At 37.5% G+C, this 19782-nt stretch carries 18 protein-coding genes; all 18 read left to right on the top strand.

The features are described from left to right. Positions 1 to 119: 119 nt before the first annotated feature. The 18 genes from HMPREF1865_RS01685 (at position 120) to HMPREF1865_RS01600 (ending at position 19780) form a co-directional block, all read left to right on the top strand. Entirely contained in the window at positions 120 to 968 is an 849-nt protein-coding gene (locus HMPREF1865_RS01685; protein ID WP_060918981.1) for a hypothetical protein, read from the top strand. After that, the gene (locus tag HMPREF1865_RS01680; protein WP_038125307.1) at positions 950 to 2272 is read left to right on the top strand and encodes a type II secretion system protein GspD; all 1323 of its coding nucleotides are present in this window, start codon (positions 950 to 952) and stop codon (positions 2270 to 2272) included. Before HMPREF1865_RS01685 ends, HMPREF1865_RS01680 begins: the two co-directional genes overlap by 19 nt. Positions 2273 to 2300: 28 nt before the next feature. After that, positions 2301 to 4220 carry an ABC-F family ATP-binding cassette domain-containing protein gene (locus HMPREF1865_RS01675; RefSeq protein WP_060918980.1) on the top strand — a complete coding sequence of 640 codons (1920 nt, stop codon included), beginning with the start codon at positions 2301 to 2303 and terminating at the stop codon, positions 4218 to 4220. A gap of 120 nt (positions 4221 to 4340) precedes the next feature. Continuing rightward, a complete protein-coding gene (locus tag HMPREF1865_RS01670; RefSeq protein WP_008713654.1) occupies positions 4341 to 5489 on the top strand; it encodes an ABC transporter substrate-binding protein in 1149 nt (382 codons plus the stop codon). Between the two features lie 16 nt (positions 5490 to 5505). Then, complete coding sequence (locus tag HMPREF1865_RS01665) at positions 5506 to 6387, top strand: branched-chain amino acid ABC transporter permease (RefSeq protein WP_004697158.1); 882 nt, start codon at positions 5506 to 5508, stop codon at positions 6385 to 6387. Continuing rightward, complete coding sequence (locus HMPREF1865_RS01660) at positions 6387 to 7397, top strand: branched-chain amino acid ABC transporter permease (RefSeq protein WP_008713655.1); 1011 nt, start codon at positions 6387 to 6389, stop codon at positions 7395 to 7397. The genes HMPREF1865_RS01665 and HMPREF1865_RS01660 overlap by 1 nt, the downstream gene beginning before the upstream one ends. 11 nt (positions 7398 to 7408) lie before the next feature. Further along, positions 7409 to 8170 carry an ABC transporter ATP-binding protein gene (locus tag HMPREF1865_RS01655; RefSeq protein WP_008713656.1) on the top strand — a complete coding sequence of 254 codons (762 nt, stop codon included), beginning with the start codon at positions 7409 to 7411 and terminating at the stop codon, positions 8168 to 8170. Between the two features lies 1 nt (position 8171). Beyond that, positions 8172 to 8882 (top strand): ABC transporter ATP-binding protein, encoded by a 711-nt coding sequence (locus HMPREF1865_RS01650; protein WP_004697319.1) that lies wholly within the window; start codon positions 8172 to 8174, stop codon positions 8880 to 8882. 408 nt (positions 8883 to 9290) lie between these two features. Further along, positions 9291 to 10034, top strand: a complete 744-nt coding sequence (locus HMPREF1865_RS01645) for a polysaccharide biosynthesis/export family protein (RefSeq protein WP_004697402.1) — start codon at positions 9291 to 9293, stop codon at positions 10032 to 10034. A gap of 37 nt (positions 10035 to 10071) precedes the next feature. Then, entirely contained in the window at positions 10072 to 11898 is a 1827-nt protein-coding gene (locus HMPREF1865_RS01640; protein WP_004693378.1) for a polysaccharide biosynthesis protein, read from the top strand. A 150-nt stretch (positions 11899 to 12048) separates the two neighbouring features. Continuing rightward, a complete protein-coding gene (locus tag HMPREF1865_RS01635) occupies positions 12049 to 13494 on the top strand; it encodes a GumC family protein (RefSeq protein ID WP_060918979.1) in 1446 nt (481 codons plus the stop codon). A gap of 1 nt (position 13495) precedes the next feature. Then, positions 13496 to 14107 (top strand): CpsD/CapB family tyrosine-protein kinase, encoded by a 612-nt coding sequence (locus HMPREF1865_RS01630; protein WP_060918978.1) that lies wholly within the window; start codon positions 13496 to 13498, stop codon positions 14105 to 14107. 77 nt (positions 14108 to 14184) lie between these two features. Continuing rightward, the gene (locus HMPREF1865_RS01625; protein ID WP_060918977.1) at positions 14185 to 15384 is read left to right on the top strand and encodes a DegT/DnrJ/EryC1/StrS family aminotransferase; all 1200 of its coding nucleotides are present in this window, start codon (positions 14185 to 14187) and stop codon (positions 15382 to 15384) included. Further along, positions 15378 to 16079 carry a sugar transferase gene (locus HMPREF1865_RS01620; protein ID WP_060918976.1) on the top strand — a complete coding sequence of 234 codons (702 nt, stop codon included), beginning with the start codon at positions 15378 to 15380 and terminating at the stop codon, positions 16077 to 16079. The genes HMPREF1865_RS01625 and HMPREF1865_RS01620 overlap by 7 nt, the downstream gene beginning before the upstream one ends. After that, positions 16076 to 16942, top strand: a complete 867-nt coding sequence (locus tag HMPREF1865_RS01615) for a LicD family protein (protein WP_060918975.1) — start codon at positions 16076 to 16078, stop codon at positions 16940 to 16942. Before HMPREF1865_RS01620 ends, HMPREF1865_RS01615 begins: the two co-directional genes overlap by 4 nt. A 9-nt stretch (positions 16943 to 16951) precedes the next feature. Continuing rightward, positions 16952 to 17674, top strand: a complete 723-nt coding sequence (locus tag HMPREF1865_RS01610; RefSeq protein ID WP_060918974.1) for an IspD/TarI family cytidylyltransferase — start codon at positions 16952 to 16954, stop codon at positions 17672 to 17674. Beyond that, a complete protein-coding gene (locus HMPREF1865_RS01605) occupies positions 17667 to 18716 on the top strand; it encodes an NAD-dependent epimerase/dehydratase family protein (protein WP_060918973.1) in 1050 nt (349 codons plus the stop codon). The genes HMPREF1865_RS01610 and HMPREF1865_RS01605 overlap by 8 nt, the downstream gene beginning before the upstream one ends. Beyond that, positions 18713 to 19780 (top strand): glycosyltransferase, encoded by a 1068-nt coding sequence (locus HMPREF1865_RS01600; RefSeq protein ID WP_058948435.1) that lies wholly within the window; start codon positions 18713 to 18715, stop codon positions 19778 to 19780. Before HMPREF1865_RS01605 ends, HMPREF1865_RS01600 begins: the two co-directional genes overlap by 4 nt. Positions 19781 to 19782: the final 2 nt, after the last annotated feature.

The following is a 19782-nucleotide window of genomic DNA, read 5'->3' as shown; positions in this document are numbered from 1 at the left end:
AATAGTTTTGATTTGTCAATATAATGAATGACTCTATTAGTCACCGTGGTGACTGGTAGAGTCATTTTTTTGTAGGATTTTAAAAGAGCCTCCTAGAATATGTCAGCAGGAGGTGGATTATGATTTTACGAGACTATATAGAACGTATGAAAATATGGATTGATAAGCAGCATTTTATTATGCGCCACTATAAGTTTGCACTTGGTATTTTCCTTATCATCACGGTGGCCCTTTTAGGTATTGGTATTTTTTATCCTCATGAGGAGGAAAATGTTCATATTAGTTTAGATCAATCTAATGGTAGAGATGGTAATCAAAATGAACGAGGCTCAGAGAAATTATCAAAAGAAACAACACATGGTAATAGAACAGGGAAAGGAAAGAACTATTTTAAAGATGAAAGTGATATAAAAAATGTAAAGGATAGAGAGGTAAAAAGCAATGTTCATGGACGATTATTATATGATATTACCGGTGTTGAACGAGCAAATCCTTGGCGAGAGGTTTTTAAAGATATTCCTATAGATGATTTACTTGGTCAGAATAAGATAACTAAAGATAGTAATGGCAATTTCGTTGATATAAATAATGATTTATATGAGTCCGATGATGAAATAAGTACTTTTGGAAAAACGGAAGATAAAAGTCGTAGAAATGGAAAATATCAACAAATAAGAAATAATAAAAAGCATAGTGGTAATTATATTGAATTAAAATCTAAAGATACTAGTGCTAGACGAGTTGAATCTAGTATACAACCTACTATAAGTAATCCTATCAAACAACATCCCATAGAGCTTATAGGTATTATTGAGGGCCAACAGAATATTGCCATTTTACGAAAAGGTACAGAGGAACAAATGGTTAGTATAGGAAGTGTGTGGAAAGAAATATCAGTATCTAAGATAACTGCAAGTGGTGTAGAAATTATTGAAGGAGGTTCATCACGGTGGCTAAGAATCGAGTAAACTTTCTAGGTCTAAAATATATAGATAAGATTATAGTGATAGTTATATTGCGAATAAGCTTATGGATGGTCGTCATGCTTGTAACTCCGTTCATGGTATTTGCTAATAGTACTGATAGGATAGGTACTAATAGAAATGATAGAATAACTGCTAGTAGTTCTGAAACTATCGTAAATAGTAGTGAAGTAGATAAAAATGAAAAAAAGGTTGGGAACGAACTCATAACGATTTCTGTACGCAATGCATCCTTAAAGGAGACCGTCTTAGGCATTTGTCGTAGTTATGGTATATCCGTAATTGGTGTAGAGTCGTTAAAAGGGAGTATTACGGCCACTGTAAAGGGAGAATCACCAGAAGCAATTATTAATGAATTAGGTAAGTTATATCATTTTTCCGTATCGAAGGAGCATAATACCCTTCTTATTGATTCTGATGATGAAACACTTGAAAAAAGAGAGCTATATGTTATATCACCTGAACATTTGCCGGCTGAGTCTTTGAAAAATGTGGTAGGCACAGTGGTAAAAAACGATAAAATGGCAGTGCTTTCAGAACAAAACGAAGTAATTATGCATTTGACGAGTGGAGAAAAGCGACGTGTAGAAACCTTAGTACGTGCTATCGACAAGGAACCAAAACAAGTGCAATTAGAAGCTACCATCATTGCTATGGAACAATCCTATGCTAAGGAACAAGGATTTAGATGGTCTTGGCTTAGCTTGACCGGCCATGGAGAAGATAAAACACATTCCTATGGTGCCGTTACCTTTGGCAAAACTCCGACTGGAGAGGCCTATAAGTTTTTTGTAAAACCAGAGCTAAGTCTTATGGAAAGCTCAGGTAAAGCCGTTCTAATTGCAAAGCCATCTATCATGGCTCTCAATGGTGAGACTGCACATATCTTGATAGGTGAAAGAATACCAGTTATAGAAGAATCGGAAGTGAATGGAGAACGAAAGCGTTCTACTCGTTATGAAGAGGTGGGCATTAAGTTGAATTATACTCCTATTATTACTGCTGATGATGGTGTAGATGCTAAAATACATGCAGAGGTGAGTACACCTATTATGGTATCTGAAATGAAAGCCTATAAAATAAGCACACGTCAAGCACATACAAGAGTACGATTACAACCAGGAGAAGTGCTGGTTATTGGTGGACTCATGGACAATCGAGATCAACATCAAATACAAAAGATACCTATTTTAGGAGATATCCCTTTGTTAGGAAAATTATTCCGTCATAGTCGAAAAACAAAAGATTCTATAGAAATGCTAATGTTAGTGAGGGCAACTGTGGTATAATGAAGAGTAAATGATTAGGAGGTTGTGAATGGAACGCATTCGAATGATAGGCCTTGGAAAATCGTTTGGAGTGCGCCAAGTATTTTCCAATGTGTCCTTTGAGTTAAAAGAAGGTGATCGACTCGCCTTGGTAGGCCCTAATGGGGCTGGAAAATCTACCTTGTTAAAGTGCATATTAGGCTATGAAGAGCTGGATGAAGGTAATGTAGTCAAGTCGCCTGTTGCTAGTATTGGCTATTTACAACAAGATGTAAATCTGGGGGATGATAGCCTTGCTACGGAAATAGAAAAGGCTTGGGCCGATGTTCATGCATTGGAAAAACAATTAAAAGAACTCACTAGTCGATTGGAATCTGAAGAGGCTAGCGAATCGGATTTACAACGCTTAGATTATTTACAGAATCGTCTAGAATGGTTAGGCGGGTATGACTACGAGCAAAAGACAAAGCGCATAGTCTATGGTCTTGGTTTTACTGACGATGACTTAGATAAGCCGGCTAATGCATTTTCAGGTGGTCAAAAAACACGTATTAACTTAGCTAAAGCATTAGTACGTAGTCCCGATTTTTTATTCTTAGACGAACCAACTAACCATTTAGATATGGATATGCTGGAGTGGTTAGAGGGGTACCTATCTGCCTATCAGGGTGGAATTCTCATTGTAAGTCATGACCGGTATTTTTTAGACCGTATTGTCACAGGTGTTGTAGAGTTAGATAATCATAAGGCTACAACCTATCGCGGTAACTATAGTCGGTATATTCAACAACGGGATGAACGCTTAAAGGCAGATATGGTGGCTTATGAAAAACAACAGGAGTACATTAAGAAAACAGAGGCTTATATAGATAAATACCGTGCTGGTATCAAGTCTAAAATGGCTCGTGGTCGTCAGTCCCAACTTAATCGATTAGAACGTCTAGAGGCACCTGTTACTTCACATCATTTACAATTTTCGTTCCCTCCTGCAGCAATGAGTGCCGATAAGGTTTTAGTACTAGATCGCTTATCTGTAGGATATGGTGAAAGTCGTATTATTAATGATATCTCTCTTGTTGTTCGACGTGGTGAATCCGTAGCACTTATCGGGCCTAATGGAGCTGGTAAGTCTACACTGGTGAAAACTATTGTAGGAGAATTATTCCCTGAAAATGGTCATGTAGATATTGGCAATCGGGTACAAGTGGGTTACTTCTCACAAGAGCACGAAGAGCTGCACGATTCTTGGCAGGTAGTAGAAGAGATTATGAATCACTTTAACTATAGTGAGGATAAGGCGCGTAATGTGCTTGGGTCGTTCTTATTTAAGGGGGATGATGTATTTAAGTTAGTAGGTGAATTATCGGGTGGTGAGCGCGCTCGTTTAGCTTTGCTTAAGTTATTTCTTCAAGGCGATAATTTCCTAATTTTAGATGAACCGACAAACCATTTAGATATTCCTACACGAGAAATCGTAGAAAGAGCATTACAACAATTTGAAGGGACTTGCTTTATTATTTCTCATGATAGATACTTCTTAGATCAAGTTTCTACAAAAACAGTAATTCTAGATGAAGGTAAATTTACAGAGTACCTCGGTAATTATTCATACTATAAGGAAAAGCTGAAAGAGAAAGAAGACTTATTAGCATTAGCTAATGAGAAAAACTCTGAGAGCAGTAAGCGTGATAGTAAAGCTACTCCTACTAATGAGTCAATGCTTTCAGCATCAGAAACTATAGAGGAAAATCAGAAGAAGCCAAATGCTTATATGGTAGAAAAACAATTAGCTGAGGTAGAAGCTGAAATTGCTCGTTTAGAGGCGACGATGAAGATGTATGAAGTGCAATTAGCGAATCCTGTAGTACAACAAGATTTAGATGAAATGTCTAAAATTTCCATACAAATTGAAGAGACTCAAACTGAGTTGGATTCATTATATGAGAAGTGGGAACGGCTATGTGAATAGCTTTTTAATGTATATATTATTAAGGAATTAAAATCATTTTCTTTTAATTGACAAAAGATTGAAATTTCTCATAATATAGGTATAGAATCAAAGTTTTATGTTTTAAAGGAAGGGTGTAACATGAATAAATCCATGTTAAAAAAAGCAGTCATTTTTGGCCTTGCTGGTGTAATGGCAGTTGCTGCTGGTTGTGGCAGTAATAAAGATGCAGGTAATGCAAATAGCAATGAAGCTAAAATCGCATTGTTGACAACAACAACTGGTGGTGCAGCCGCATATGGTGAGTCCATTAAAGCTGGTGCAGAATTGGCAGTAAGCGAAATTAACGCTGATGCAAATGCTGTAAAAATTAACTTATTAGTAGAAGATACTAAAGGTGATAAAAACGAAGCAATTAATGCAATGAATAAAGTAATTTCTAAGGATAAAGTTGTAGCTGTTATCGGCCCAATGTTATCTGGTGAAATGATGGCAGCTGGTCCTGTAGCAAACAAAAGTAAAATCGTAGCTCTTGGTACATCTACAACTGCTGAAGGTATTACAGATATCGGCGATTACATTTTCCGTAATGCTGTACCTGAATCCTTGGCAGTAGATACTGCAATTAAAGAAGCACATAAAACTTTAGGCTTCAAAACTGCAGCTATTATGTACTCCAACAATAATGACCAAATGGTATCTGTAAATAATACAGCTCGTAAAGCATTGGAAGCTGTAGGCGTACAAATCGTTGATACTGAAACATTTGCAGATAAAGATACTGATTTCTCTGCACAATTAACTAAGATTCAACAAGCAAAACCTGATGTTATCGTAGTTGCTTCTCTTTACCAAGAAGGCGCATTAATCATGAAAAAAATGCGTGAAATGGGTATGAATCAACCTGTAGTTGGTTCCAATGGCTTTAACAGCCCTGAATTCATTAAAATTGCAGGTGCTGCAGCTGATGGCGTTATCGTAGGTACACCTTGGTTCCCTAACAAAGACGATCAAAAGGTAAAAGATTTCCGTAAAGCTTATAAAGATAAATACGGTAAAGAACCAGACCAATTCGCAGCTCAAGCTTATGATGCGGTATACCTCTATGAAGCAGCTTTGAAAAAAGCAGGTTCCACTACAGATCGTGAAAAATTCCGAGAAGCTTTGAAAAATATTGCTGACTTTGTTGGTGTAACTGGTCAATTCAAGTTCAACGAAAAACGCGACCCTTCCATGGAAGTTCAAGTTTTACAAATTAAAAACGGTCAATTTGACGCATTAAAAAAATAAAAGTTGAGGTAGTATAGTGTTTTTACAACAATTAGTTAACGGGTTAACCCTCGGTAGCTTATATGCTGTACTCGCTATTGGCTTAACACTTGTGTTTGGCGTTTTAAATATCATCAACATGGCACACGGAGGCATCTTTATGATAGGTGCCTTCGTTGGTCTTTTTATGGTAACTGTTTTTGACGTTAACATTTTTGTAGCCCTTATCGTAGCTATGGCTGTCGGTGCTATCCTTGGTTATATTTTAGAATTTGTGGCGCTTCGTCCACTACGCAAGAAAAAGGTGTCTCACTTGGCACCACTTATTAGTACCATTGGTGTTTCTATTTTCCTTGAAAGTTTGGCATTATTGCTTTGGGGCCCTCAAACTAGATCATTCCCACCAGACTATATTGGTGGCCTAATCGACTTTGGAGCTTTCAAAATTTCTATGGTACAAATTATTGGTTTAGGCGTTTCTGTTGTGCTAATGCTGATTTTAAATGTAGTTATTAAGAAAACTAAGATTGGTAAGGCTATTCGCGCTGTATCCATGAGTACGGAAACAGCAGCTCTCTTGGGTATCAATCCAACAATGATTATATCTATTACTGTTATGATTGCATCTGCTTTAGGTGCAGCGGCAGGTGTATTGGTAGGCTTGTCCTTTAATGCTATTGAGCCTACTATGGGTGTTATTATAGGCTTTAAAGGTCTGGCAGTACTTATCTTAGGTGGTCTTGGTAATATTACAGGCGCCATGGTTGGCGGCTTTATTTTAGGTGTAGCAGAAATCTTCTCTGTTGCTTATGGTGCATCTACATTCCGTGATGCTGTTGCCTTTGGTCTCATTATCCTATTATTATTCTGGCGCCCACAAGGCTTGTTTGGATCTAAAGATAAAGGGGGTAGACCGTAATGGAATTATTAAACCCGTATTATCTACAGATCGTGATGTTTTTCATCATTAATGCCATCATGGGTATTTCAATTTATTTCACACTGGCAAGTGGACAGCTTTCTTTAGGGGCTGCTGGCTTTATGAGTGTTGGTGCATACGTAGGCGCTATTCTTTCTTTGAAAGCTGATTTGCCTATCGTTGTAGGCATTATTATTGGTGGCTTAGTTGCTAGTCTTGTGGCTGTTATTATCGGTTTGCCAACAACACGTCTTAAAGGTTTGTATCTTGCCATTGCTACACTTGGATTTGGCGAAGTTGTGCGTGTTATTTTCTTGAATTTGGATATTACAAATGGTGCATTAGGCCTTTCTGGTATTCCATCCATTCCTCAAGAATTGACAAATTATGCCTATGAATTTGATCTCGATGGTTTAATGGGCATTGATGCTGTTGCATGGGGCAATCTAATGGCTATTATTATTTTGTTAGCTATTTTAGTATTGATTATCGCCTTTTGTGTACGGATTAATAATAGCCGTGTGGGTCGTGCCTTTGCAGCGATTAAGGCTGATGATCATGCAGCTGAATTGATGGGAATCAACGTTGTATACTACAAGATGATGGCCTTTATTATCGGCGCTTTCATCGCTGGTATTGGTGGTGGTTTGTATGCGCATATTACAAACTTTATTAATCCTACAGATTTCAGCTACCATAAAGTAGTACAAATTTTGTTATTCCCTGTATTTGGTGGTTCCAATGTAGTATGGGGTTCCGTACTAGGTTCCTTTATTCTTACATTACTACCAGAAGTATTGCGTTTCTTATCCGACTATCGCGATATTATTTATGGTGCTTTGCTAGTAATCTTGATGGCTGTTCGTCCAGATGGTATTTTAACAGAATCCATGGTGGATAAAATTAGCCGTAAATTAGGCTTTAAGAAAGCTCCATATATTCCAGAATCACAAGTATTAACAGAACGCTTTGAAGCATATAAGCGTAAACAACAGGAAAAACAAGGATAGGAGGGAACTGAATGCTATTAGAATTAAATGAAGTAAGTAAAAGCTTTGGTGGCGTTGCAGCTCTCACAGGTGTATCCTTTGGTGTTAAACAAGGTGAGGTATTTGGTGTTATCGGCCCAAATGGTGCTGGTAAGACTACACTCTTCAACTTGATTACTGGTGTATTCCCTGCAAGTTCTGGTGAAATTGTATTTGATGGTATGTCTGTTGTAGGCATCAAGCCTCATAGAACTGTTGAAATGGGGATTGCTCGTACATTCCAAAATATTCGTCTCTTTGGCAATATGACAGCTCTTGAAACTGTTTTAACCGGTATGCATTGTCGTACTGGCTCTGGCTTCTTATCTAGTTTTTTGAAAACAAAACGTCAACGCATTGAAGAAGAGCGTTGTCGTGGTATTGCTTATGAGTTCTTAAAGCTTGTAGGTCTTGAAGCAGATGCAGAAGAGGTTGCCACATCATTACCGTATGGTAAGCAACGTCGTCTTGAAATCGCTCGTGCCTTAGCGACACACCCTCAGTTAATCTTGCTTGATGAACCGGCAGCAGGTATGAATGATAGTGAAACTGAAGTTCTGCGTCAATTGATTGGCAAGATTCGTGACCTAGGTATTACCGTTGTGGTTATCGAACATGCCATGGAATTGATGATGAATATCTGTGATCGTTTGGTAGTACTTAACTTTGGCAAGAAAATTGCCGAAGGTACACCTCAAGAAATTCAAAATAATGAAGCTGTAATTGAAGCATACTTAGGTAAAGAAGAGGTGTAATATGTTAAAACTAGAAAATATTGTGGCTGGTTATGGACATATTACAGCCCTAAAAGATATAAGCCTAGAGGTTCCACAAGGTTCGATTGTATCTCTTATTGGTGCTAATGGTGCTGGTAAGACTACTACGATGAAGACTATTATGGGACTTGTAAAACCCACATCTGGTCGAGTGATTTTTGAAGGTCAAGATATTACGAGTCGCCAAACTCATCAAGTTGTACAGAATGGTATCTCTTTAGTTCCTGAAGGGCGTCAAATACTACAAGATATGAGTGTTTATGAGAACCTTGAAATGGGTGCTTATACACGTAAAGATAAAGAAATCGAAGCAGATATCAAAAAGGTATTTAAACGATTCCCTATTCTTGATGAACGAAGCTATCAATTGGGTGGTACTTTATCTGGTGGTCAACAGCAAATGCTAGCTATTGGCCGTGCACTTATGGCTCGTCCAAAGTTGTTATTACTAGACGAACCATCTATGGGGCTTGCGCCTTTAGTAGTAAATGAGATCTTTGAAACCATTAAAGAAATCAGTGCCGATGGAACAACAGTTCTTTTAGTAGAACAAAATGTACGCCAAGCATTAAAGATTGCTGATTATGCGTATGTTTTGGAGACTGGTAAAATGGTATTATCTGGATCTGCTGATGAAGTTCGCCATAATCCTCGTGTTATGGAAGCTTATTTAGGTGGTCGTGTTGAATAAGTAATTATATAAAGCGATCATTAGTGTCAAAAACTTTGAATAAGGTGTATATACTAGATTTCTAGTATATACACCTTATTTTTTATCACTAATTCTGATAGAAATAGGAGCACTATGTGAGCTGATAATGAAGTGAGTTTATAAATTTTTTATTATTTTTAAGAAAATCAATAATAAATCTAGTGAATTAGGAATGAAAAAAGCAAATAATTATTAATGAACATATATTGAAAATACTATATTTTTAGGGAATTGTTGTTGAAGATTTTATGAAGTTCGCCTGGAAGATACTAGATTTGTAGAAGTATATTTAAAAAAATGATAAAATAGCATGACTGATTTTTTAGATATAAGATACATCAATAATTAAGTGATGAATTAAATAAGTTGAATAAAAAAGAGGTAAGTATGAAGAAGAAACAGTATATGATGATGGCTACATTCTTATATACTACAACAATGGCTATGGCTGCACCAGTTAATATAAATACTAATCAGCCTTATAATGCTAAGAATGTACAAATGGAAGGCCATGCACCATTGGAAAATAGTGCATCTGTAATTAGCTCTGATAAAGAATATCGTCTGCGTCAAGGCGATGAACTGAATATTCAAGTGGTTCAGCAGGCAGAGCTTGGTACGCGTAATGGTAATGACATTGTGTATACCGTCAGACCAGATGGATATGTATCGTTTCCTATGGTTGGTGCTGTAAAAGCAGATGGCTTAACTGTAGATGAATTTACAGCTGAATTACAGCAAGGTTTGTCTCGTTATATCATTAATCCTGATATCACAGTAAATGTATCGAAATTGGGCGGTGTTCGCGTATATGTATTTGGTGAAATTAATAAGCCTGGCGCCTATACGTTGACTAAATCTAGTACAGTTATTGATGCGATTGGGGCTGCAGGTAGTTTTAACTGGGATACAGCAAAGAAGAAAATTTACTTGATTCATCAAGATAATCCAGAGAAACCGATTCCTATCAATTTGAATCGTATTTTACAAACTGGAGATATGTCTGAAAACTACATCATGCGTGAAGGTGATATTCTTTACTTAACTAAGAATAGTCGTATCAACTTTGCTCGTGATATTGCTCCAATCTTAACAGGGGCTTATATGGTATCACGAATAGGTAAGGATTAAAGATAAGGCGATATCTATCATATAAGGGGGCGTTTTTTTGCGTTCATATTTATTACCATCCATATTGTTTATTACCGATATTGTGACGATTGTAATCGTTGCTTTTATCAGTCTTTTTATTCGATTTGATGGACACATAGAACCTCAATATATTAATCAAATGGTGGATGCACTTCCGTTATTACTTATTTCGTATATGTTGATGTTCTTGATAATGCATTTATATACACGTATTTGGCGCTATGCAGGGATGCGAGAGGTATTAGCAGTATTTGTAGCGACTACAATTGGTACGGCTTTATTCTATTCCTCTATGTTTGTATTTGGTAAGTCATTACCACGTTCTGTCTATTTTATTACATGGTTCCTCACTACAGGTGCTGTAGGTATGGGACGTATGTTGCTTCATTATGTGGCACTTCACTATAGCAGTGGGGATGATGGTGAAAGTGGCCAAGTGAATACATTGATCATAGGCGCCGGTGATGCAGGTGCAACTATAGCTCGTGAAATTGAACGATATCATAAGCGTTCTCGTCGAGTGATTGGTTATGTTGATGATGACATGTTTAAACATAATCGTCTTATGAATGGTTTTAGAATTCTCGGTAATCGTGAAGATATTCCAGCATTAGTTGCTAAATATAAGGTAGAAGAAATTATTATTGCCATGCCTTCCGTGAAGCGAGATATTATTCAAGAAATCATGGAAATCTGTTCTCCCTTAAAATGTAAAATCAATATTTTACCGGGGATGTATCAATTACTTGATGATGAAGTTCTTGTATCTCATTTACATCCTGTTTCAATCGAGGACTTGTTGGAGCGTGATGAGATTCAGCTCGACACGTCCAAGGTTGAAACATATCTTAAGGATAAAGTGGTTTTAGTTACTGGTGCAGGGGGCTCTATTGGTTCTGAAATTTGTCGTCAAGTTTTACGTGTAAAGCCTAAAAAGCTATTGCTTCTAGGTCATGGTGAAAATAGTATTTATCTTATTCATCAAGAATTGCGCAATATTGCGCCCCAAGATACCTTGGTTCCAATCATTGCAGATATTCGCGATAAGAATCAATTAGAACAAATTTTCAAAAACTATAATCCTGATGTAGTATTTCATGCGGCAGCTCACAAACATGTGCCTCTTATGGAAATCCAGCCAATTGCTGCGGTATTAAATAATATTTATGGTACTCGTAATGTTGCGGATGTAGCCGGAGCTCATGGGGTAGATCGATTTGTTATGATTTCCACGGATAAAGCGGTGAATCCAACTAGCGTTATGGGCGCTACAAAACGGGTTGCTGAAAAAGTTGTACTTGGTATGAATCACACATATGATACTAAGTTTATAACAGTTCGTTTTGGTAATGTACTTGGTAGCCGTGGTTCGGTTATTCCTTTATTCCGTAAACAAATTGAAGCAGGTGGTCCTGTAACCGTTACAGATCCAGAAATGACACGTTATTTCATGACTATTCCTGAAGCCAGTCAATTAGTACTTCAAGCTGGTGCCATGGGGAATGGAGGAGAAGTGTTCCTTTTGGATATGGGTGAACCGGTTAAAATTGTCGATTTGGCTAAGAATATGATTCGCCTTTCTGGCTTTGAGCCTAATAAGGATATTCGTATTGAATTTACTGGCTTACGTCCAGGTGAAAAGTTATATGAAGAACTATTAACTGCCGGAGAAGGTACGAATACTACTACGCATAAGAAAATTTTTGAAGCAGCTCTAGAAGATGTTGATCAAGAATGGCTGAGTCGTGAAATAGAGCGCTTTGATACATGTAAAACCGATATAGATGTGATTAATGTATTGCAGGATATCATTCCTACATACGATCCAAATCATAATGTATAGGTCGTGGATGATACATTTATTACCCGATATATGTATAAGACTATTTTAATTTTGATACATTGTGCCTTTATTGAGAGGGTTAGGTACAGTTAATATTCTAAGTGGGAGAGACCCTGTTGTTTGTATACTTTTACAGAAAGGGGTATATGGGTGGAACAAATTATTGATTTAAAAGAGGTAGGCAGAGTCCTCATTAAAAAGCGCAGTAAAATTATTAATATTACGGTAGCATGTATGGTTTTAGGTGGTGCGTATGCCTTTCTTGCACCATCTACATATCAATCTACATCGATGTTGCGCATTAAACAAGCTCAAGGTTTGAGCAATTCTGTATTATCTAGTGCTAATGCCTATTCTGATTCTATGTCTCGTCAATTGATGAACACAGATGCAGAAATTTTAAAAAGTCGTAATGTAGTAGAGCCAGTAATTACTGCTATAGAAGATCCTGAAGGTACCGGTAATGCGCCAACATATGAAGATTTTGTTAAAACTCGCATTGAAACTAAACCGTATAAAGAAACCGAGTTATTACAAGTAAGCGTAACTGGTAAGAGCCCTGAGCAAGCACAAGAAGCTAATCAATTACTTATTGATACCTTCTTGAAACGTCTTGCCGAAATTTCTCATGTTGAACAACGAACTACTCGTGAATTCTTACAAAAACGCGTTGTTACTGCAAAATTTGAATTAGAGCAAGCAGAAAATAAATTGCAACAATTCCAAGTAGATAATAAGGTGTACTCTACAGCTGATCAGATGAAAGGCTTAACTGATAAGATTACTCTAATTGATCGTGAGAAGGCTCAAAATCAACTCGATTTAGAAACGGCACAAGCTGCACTTGGCAGTATCAATGAGCAATTAGGTTCTGCAGGTAAAAGCATCGCTGATAGTGCTACGGTTCAAGCCTACAAGGGTCAGTTAGCAGATTTAGAATCTCGTAAAGCTTCTTATATTGGTAAATATACTGATGAACATCCTGCGATGAAAGAAATTAATCAACAAATTGAAGAAGCTAAAAGTGGTCTAAATGCTGAAATCAACGCTATTGCCTCTCAACAAGCACCTTCAAGCAACTCTGCACAACAAGGATTGCTAGCGGATAAGTTCAAAAATGAAGCTGCGTTAGCTGTAGCTCAAGGTAAACAATCTACATTAGCTGAGTTAGATAAAGCAAACGAAGAAGCTATAAAGGGATTACCTGAAAAAGAACGCGGTTATATCCAAGCAAAACGTGATGTAGATGTGGCACAAGATATCTATCAAATGCTATCCACTCGCTTAGAAGAAGCGAAGGTAGCAGAGGTTATGGTACCAAATGAAGTTCAAATCGTAGATGCTCCAACATTACCAGAAAAAGCAATTGCGCCGCGTAAAGTACTTATTTTATTAGGCGCTGCCATTTTAGGGGTCCTCTTTGGTTGTCTCTATACATTGGTCCAATTCTTCGGTAATCGCAAAGTCCAATCTGTACAAGAGATTAATGACATCCTTGGCATTCAAAACTTGGGCGTGATTCCAAATCATAAAGAAGTAGAATACGAAGAGCCTAGTAATCGTTTCGTAGCATTGTTGCGCAAAGTGAGAGGTTAATATGATTAGACTAATTTCTAATGAACGTGGTGATACACCACTTGTGGAAGCATACCGTACATTGCGTAGCAATCTTCAATATGTATGTAACCAATATAAGTGTAAGCTTATTTGTATTACTGCAGCCACTAGTTGTGAAGGCACTTCTGAGGTGGCTGCTAATACTGCATTAGCTTTATCTAAAAATAATAATAAAGTTCTTCTAGTAGATGGTAATCTACGTAATCCAACACAACATATAGCCTTTAATGTACAAAATAAGGGCCTTACAAATGCGGTGGTGATGGATGAAGATTTGACGATTCATCGTAATGTAGTGCCTCATTTGGATGTTCTTACGGCGGGTGAAGTTGTTGAATATCCATCTGATATTGTAGATTCTAGCAAATTACCTGCGATTTTTGAGTATGTACGTGATGAATATGATGTGATTATCATAGATACACCACCCGTATTGTCTGTTACAGATGCGGTTGTATTGGCAGAAAAATCAGATGGTGTTGTGTTAGTTGTTAAAAATGAAGTAGCTAGTCCAAAAGATTTGATTGAAGCTAAGAAACGGCTTTCACAAGTAGGTATTTCTCTTTTAGGATCTATCGTAATTGATGCTTAATATAACTGTTTTAATCAGTATTCTATGTGATAAATCAAACGTATCAATATGGTACAGAAAGTATTGAGGTGATTTATATGAGAATTAATTTTTCTCCTCCAGATATTACAGAGTTAGAAATCAATGAAGTCGTTGAAGCCTTAAAAAGTGGGTGGATTACGACGGGTCCTCGTACTAAAGAATTAGAAAAAAAGATAGCTCATCAGTTAGGTACACCTAAATCCGTTTGTTTAAACTCTGCTACGGCAGCGCTTGAAATGTCTCTTCGTGTATTGGGTATTGGACCTGGAGACGAAGTCATAACTAGTGCTTATTCTTATACAGCTAGTGCGAGTCCTGTAGTTCATGTAGGTGCTACCTTAGTACTCGTTGATACACAGAAAGATGCTTATGAAATGGATTACGATGCAGTCGCTCGCGCTATTACACCAAAAACAAAAGCAATCATCCCTGTAGATATTGCGGGGGTGCCTTGTGATTATGATCGCTTGCGTTCCATTGTAGAGGAAAAGAAATCTCTCTTCACACCATCTAATGATATTCAAAAAGCATTAGGCCATATCCCTATTGTGGCTGATTGTGCTCATTCCTTTGGTGCATCTTATAAAGGAGTATCAACAGGTAATGTTGCAGATTTTAGTAGTTTTTCCTTTCATGCAGTAAAAAATTTTACTACTGCTGAAGGCGGCTGTGCTACATGGCGTCATATAGATGGTATTGATGATGAAACTATTTACAAGCAATTCCAATTGCTATCTTTGCATGGTCAAGATAAGGATGCTCTTGCAAAAACAAAAGCAGGTGCTTGGGAATATGATATTAAAGGTACCTATTATAAATGTAATATGACGGATATCATGGCGGCTATTGGGCTAGCTCAATTTGAAAGATACCCAAAACTTTTGGCACGTCGTAAAGAAATTATCGAAGCTTATGATACAGCATTTAAGGATTTACCTGTTACATTGTTGAACCATTATACAGATGAGCATGAGAGTAGTGGTCACTTGTATTTAGTCCGTTTAGATGGCCGTGATGCGGAATATCGAAATAAGGTTATAGAAGCTATGGCTGAGGCTGGCATTGCAACGAATGTTCACTATAAGCCAATTCCAATGCATACGGCTTACAAAAACTTAGGCTTTACAATCGATGACTATCCAAATGCTTATGACCAATTTAAGAATGAAATTACATTGCCACTTCATACGCTCCTTACAGATGAAGAAGTGCAATATATCATTGAACAGTTTAAAAGGATTATTACCGAATGCTAGTAAAGAACTTTCATGATCTACCACAAGAGCTACAGTGTGAAGCGGTTCGTCCCTATTTTGAAATATTAAATCAAAGACGTACAAGCCTTCTTTGTAAAAGCATTTTTGACCGCGTAATGGCAGCGGGACTGCTTATTACATTAAGTCCTGTATTTTTGGTACTAGCCATCATGATTAAACGAGATAGTGAGGGAGAGGTTTTTTTCCGTCAAACTCGAGTGACACAGTACGGTCGCACCTTTGGCATCTATAAATTTCGTACTATGGTAAAAAATGCAGAATCTTTAGGATCACAAGTGACGTCGCAAAATGATATGCGTGTCACTAAGGTCGGAAATATGCTTCGCAGCTGTCGCCTCGATGAATTGCCTCAGCTTATCAATATCCTTTTAGGCGATATGAGTTTTGTTGGTACAAGACCTGAGGTTCCACGTTACGTGTCTGCTTATACAGATGAAATGAAAGCTACCTTATTATTACCAGCTGGGGTTACCAGTAATGCCAGTATTACTTATAAGGATGAAGATCAACTTTTACAAAATGCTCAAAATATTGATGAAGTCTATATAAATGAGGTTTTACCGGGCAAGATGGCTTGGAATTTAAAGAGTATTAAGGAGTTTTCTTTTTTACAAGATATAAAAACGATGATTGATACAGTATTAGCTGTATTACGTTGGAAGAGGTCCCTATGAGTACATCTATGACAAAGGAAATACAAGAAAAAGAGCTGAATATGTTGCTGTACTTTAAAGAGTTCTGTGATAAACATAATTTGCGCTTTTATCTTTGCGGCGGTGGTCTCATTGGGGCTATTCGGCATAATGGATTTATCCCTTGGGATGATGATTTAGATCTATTTATGCCTCGTCCAGATTATGAAAAGTTAGCTAAATTATGGCCAAAATATGCTGACACTGAACGATTTACGTATTGTCGTACTGATCGAGATCACATCTATCATGATGCAGGTGCATCTATAAGAGATAATAATACGACCTTTATTAATCGTCATAGTATGCATGAAGATGTTTGTCATGGTTTAGCACTTGAAATTATGCCTATTGATGGCTGTGCACCCGGCAAAATTAGTCGTTTATTGCAATTGATGTGGGCCATGACGTTTGCACTCTTTAATGCGCAGCGTTTACCAGATAATAAAGGGCCTACATATCGCGCTTTAGCTGGTTATATTTATAAAATCTTTTCCAGTCAGTCTATACGCTATTATATTTGGCGATTTGCAGAAAAGAGAATGGCTCAATACGACTTTGATACCAGTGATGAATGTACGGAGTTAATTGGCAGTTTAAAAGGTATGAAGCTACGTCATCCTAGAGAGGACTTTGCTTCTGTTGTATATAAAGACTTTGAAGGTTATCAAATACCTGTTATGAAAGGGTATGAGAGATATTTGCGTCTTATTTGGGGCGACTATATGCAATTACCACCTATAGAACAACGTGTGGCAAAACATGATGCAGTATTTGCTGATTTATATACACCTTACAAGGAGTATAAAGGCATATATTATGCCAAAAAAGAAGCTCAACCATAAGGAGGGCCTATGAAACGAATAGCAGTAATCTTTGCGGGTGGCGTAGGTGCTCGTATGAAAAATAGCAAGACGCCAAAACAATTTTTAGAATGGAACGGTAGACCAATTTTGATTCAAACCTTAGATGTGTTTGAACAAACGGAGACTATTGATGGGATTGTTCTTGCCTGCAAAGCAGAATGGATTGATCATACAAAACAGCTCATCAAAAAGGCGGGGCTACAAAAGGTATTATCCATTGTGCCTGGTGGTGAAAGCGCTCTGGAATCCCAATATAATGGACTCGTAGAGGCTAAGCGTTTATTTCCTGATGATGCGGTGACTGTATTGATTCATGATGGGGTTCGTCCACTTGTAGATAATTCTACTATAGAGAGAAACATAGAATCTGTTGAATCAAAGGGGTCTGCCATTACTGTTACTCCAGCTATAGAAACGGTTATGGTTACCCAAAATGGTTCTATTAAGCATATTTTAAATCGTAATGAATGTCTCATGGCTAAAGCTCCTCAGAGTTTTAGATTAGATGATATTATATCAGTTCATAATCGTGCAAAAGATGAGGGCATTCATGACTTTATTGATTCCGCATCGATGATGATGCACTATGGATATACTCTATATCCTGTATTAGGGGAAACTGAAAATATAAAGATTACAACTCCATCTGATTATTATATGTTCACAGGGATTATTAAAAATCGTGAGCTAGGAGGATTAAAAGATGAGTAGTTCCGTTATTCAACGTGAGTTAACGGCTTTAGTACAGGAAAAAAATTACTTTCATTTTCTCCGTCATCAACGCATTCTTATAACAGGTGCAACGGGGCTTATTGGATCGATGTTTATAAAATTACTTATACTTGCCAATGAGACTCATGACCTGGATTTAAAAGTGATTGGTCATGTGCGAAGCCATGAAAAGGCAAAAACCATTCTCGGTGAGTATTTAGACAATAAGTCGTTAACCCTAGTAGATGGCTCATTAGAATCTATTGATGTGCCATGTGATTATATTTTGCATGGAGCCGCACCAACACAATCTAAGTTTTTTGTAGAACATCCAGTAGAAACTATCCGTACCTCTATTTATGGCACGGAGGCCATGCTCGAGTTAGGTCGTCGAAAAAAGGTAAAGAAAGTAGTTTATTTATCTAGTATGGAACAATATGGTGTACCTTATGAGTCTGGTCAAGTTATGACTGAAGACCGATTAGGGTATCTTGATCACCTAAATGTTCGTAGTTCTTATTCTGAAAGTAAGAGACTATGTGAATGTTATTGCAAGTCCTATGCTGTGGAATATGGCGTGCCTGCTGTAATAGCTAGACTAGCTCAAACCTTTGGACCTGGTGTTCCGGTATCAGATAACCGTGTATTCATGCAGTTTACCAAGAGTGCTCTTAAACATGAAAATATTGTTCTTCACACAAAAGGCGATTCTATGTCGAACTATTGCTACATTACCGATGCATTAACTGGTATTTTAGCCCTAATGAAGGTGGGCGAAGCTGGCGAGGCCTATAATATATGTCATGATGAAGAGACTCGTTCTATTGCAAGCATTGCTCAATTAGTGGCAACTCATGTGAGCAATAATAAGAGTAAAGTTGTTTTTGATATTCCAGAAGATGTACAAGGGTTCGGCTATGCACCGACAGTACACATGTTCTTAAGTTCTAAGAAGTTAAAGTCTTTAGGTTGGAAACCTAAGGTATCAATGGCACAAGCCTATGTAAGACTGGCAGAATATATCCAAGAGGAAGGCTTATGAAAAAGGAAATAATAATTGTCACCATCTCCCTTGGTAACGATGGGGCTGAACGAATCTTAACAGAGTTGGCTCGTCAGTGGGTACATGATGGTCATCATATTACAGTTATCCAAACAAGCCCTAATCGATATGGTAATGAATATGCGTTAGAGGAAGGTATTGAACAAATCGAAATTCATACTACAAGCTCTAATAAAGTCATTCGCTTTATGCAAGAAATAAAAGAACTAATCAAAATCTTAAAGACTAGGCCAAATGCGACATGCTTATCTTTTTTGTCTGCATCGAGTTTTATCTTAGCCATTAGCTCTTGGTTTATAAAAAATCGCATTGTTTTTTCTGAACGCAATAATCCACGCAAAGTTCCTATTGGTTGGCATCAACAAGCGTTACGCGACTTTGCCTTTAGATTTGCAGATGCACTAGTATTCCAAACGGAAGATGCTCGTTCTTATTTCCCAAAATCTGTGCAAAATCGCGGTGTTATTATCCCCAATCCTATTAATGGTAAATTGCCACCACCAATAGAGGGGGAACGAGAAAAGACAATTGTTACAGCTTGTCGTTTGCATCCGCAAAAGAATTTGCCTATGATGATTAATGCTTTCAGTATGTTGGCAGACGAGTTTCCAGCGTATAAACTCGTCATTTATGGACAAGGTGTATTAGAGGATGAACTACGAGCTCAAATTAAGTCTCTTAATTTAGAGAATCGCATTTTATTGCCTGGCTTTGCTAGTAATATTTTAGAAAAGGTAGCCCCTTGTTCTATGTTTGTATCATCCTCTGATTTTGAAGGTATTTCAAATTCCATGCTAGAAGCATTGGGTATGGGCTTACCTGTAGTAGTCACAGATTGTCCTGTAGGCGGTGCTCGCATGGTAATTAAAAGTGGAGAGAATGGCATTCTCGTACCTGTAGGTGATACGCAGGCTATGTATGAAGCTATGCGCAGTGTATTAAAGGACCCTGCACTAGCGGCTAAACTTTCACAGAATGCCATCAAAGTACGCGATGAATTTCCATTATGGAAAATCGCAAAACGTTGGTTAGAAGTTTTATGAGT

This window comes from Veillonella parvula, from assembly GCF_001553335.1.
Taxonomy (GTDB): domain Bacteria; phylum Bacillota; class Negativicutes; order Veillonellales; family Veillonellaceae; genus Veillonella; species Veillonella parvula_S.
This window is presented reverse-complemented; position numbering and strand designations above follow the sequence as displayed.

What these genes read in the sequence shown, in the direction of transcription:
- HMPREF1865_RS01685 (WP_060918981.1), top strand. Translation starts at nt 120, where the DNA reads ATGATTTTACGAGACTATATAGAACGTATGAAAATATGGATTGATAAG.
- HMPREF1865_RS01675 (WP_060918980.1), top strand. Translation starts at nt 2,301, where the DNA reads ATGGAACGCATTCGAATGATAGGCCTTGGAAAATCGTTTGGAGTGCGC.
- HMPREF1865_RS01670 (WP_008713654.1), top strand. Translation starts at nt 4,341, where the DNA reads ATGAATAAATCCATGTTAAAAAAAGCAGTCATTTTTGGCCTTGCTGGT.
- HMPREF1865_RS01660 (WP_008713655.1), top strand. Translation starts at nt 6,387, where the DNA reads ATGGAATTATTAAACCCGTATTATCTACAGATCGTGATGTTTTTCATC.
- HMPREF1865_RS01655 (WP_008713656.1), top strand. Translation starts at nt 7,409, where the DNA reads ATGCTATTAGAATTAAATGAAGTAAGTAAAAGCTTTGGTGGCGTTGCA.
- HMPREF1865_RS01650 (WP_004697319.1), top strand. Translation starts at nt 8,172, where the DNA reads ATGTTAAAACTAGAAAATATTGTGGCTGGTTATGGACATATTACAGCC.
- HMPREF1865_RS01645 (WP_004697402.1), top strand. Translation starts at nt 9,291, where the DNA reads ATGAAGAAGAAACAGTATATGATGATGGCTACATTCTTATATACTACA.
- HMPREF1865_RS01630 (WP_060918978.1), top strand. Translation starts at nt 13,496, where the DNA reads ATGATTAGACTAATTTCTAATGAACGTGGTGATACACCACTTGTGGAA.
- HMPREF1865_RS01625 (WP_060918977.1), top strand. Translation starts at nt 14,185, where the DNA reads ATGAGAATTAATTTTTCTCCTCCAGATATTACAGAGTTAGAAATCAAT.
- HMPREF1865_RS01620 (WP_060918976.1), top strand. Translation starts at nt 15,378, where the DNA reads ATGCTAGTAAAGAACTTTCATGATCTACCACAAGAGCTACAGTGTGAA.
- HMPREF1865_RS01615 (WP_060918975.1), top strand. Translation starts at nt 16,076, where the DNA reads ATGAGTACATCTATGACAAAGGAAATACAAGAAAAAGAGCTGAATATG.
- HMPREF1865_RS01610 (WP_060918974.1), top strand. Translation starts at nt 16,952, where the DNA reads ATGAAACGAATAGCAGTAATCTTTGCGGGTGGCGTAGGTGCTCGTATG.
- HMPREF1865_RS01605 (WP_060918973.1), top strand. Translation starts at nt 17,667, where the DNA reads ATGAGTAGTTCCGTTATTCAACGTGAGTTAACGGCTTTAGTACAGGAA.
- HMPREF1865_RS01600 (WP_058948435.1), top strand. Translation starts at nt 18,713, where the DNA reads ATGAAAAAGGAAATAATAATTGTCACCATCTCCCTTGGTAACGATGGG.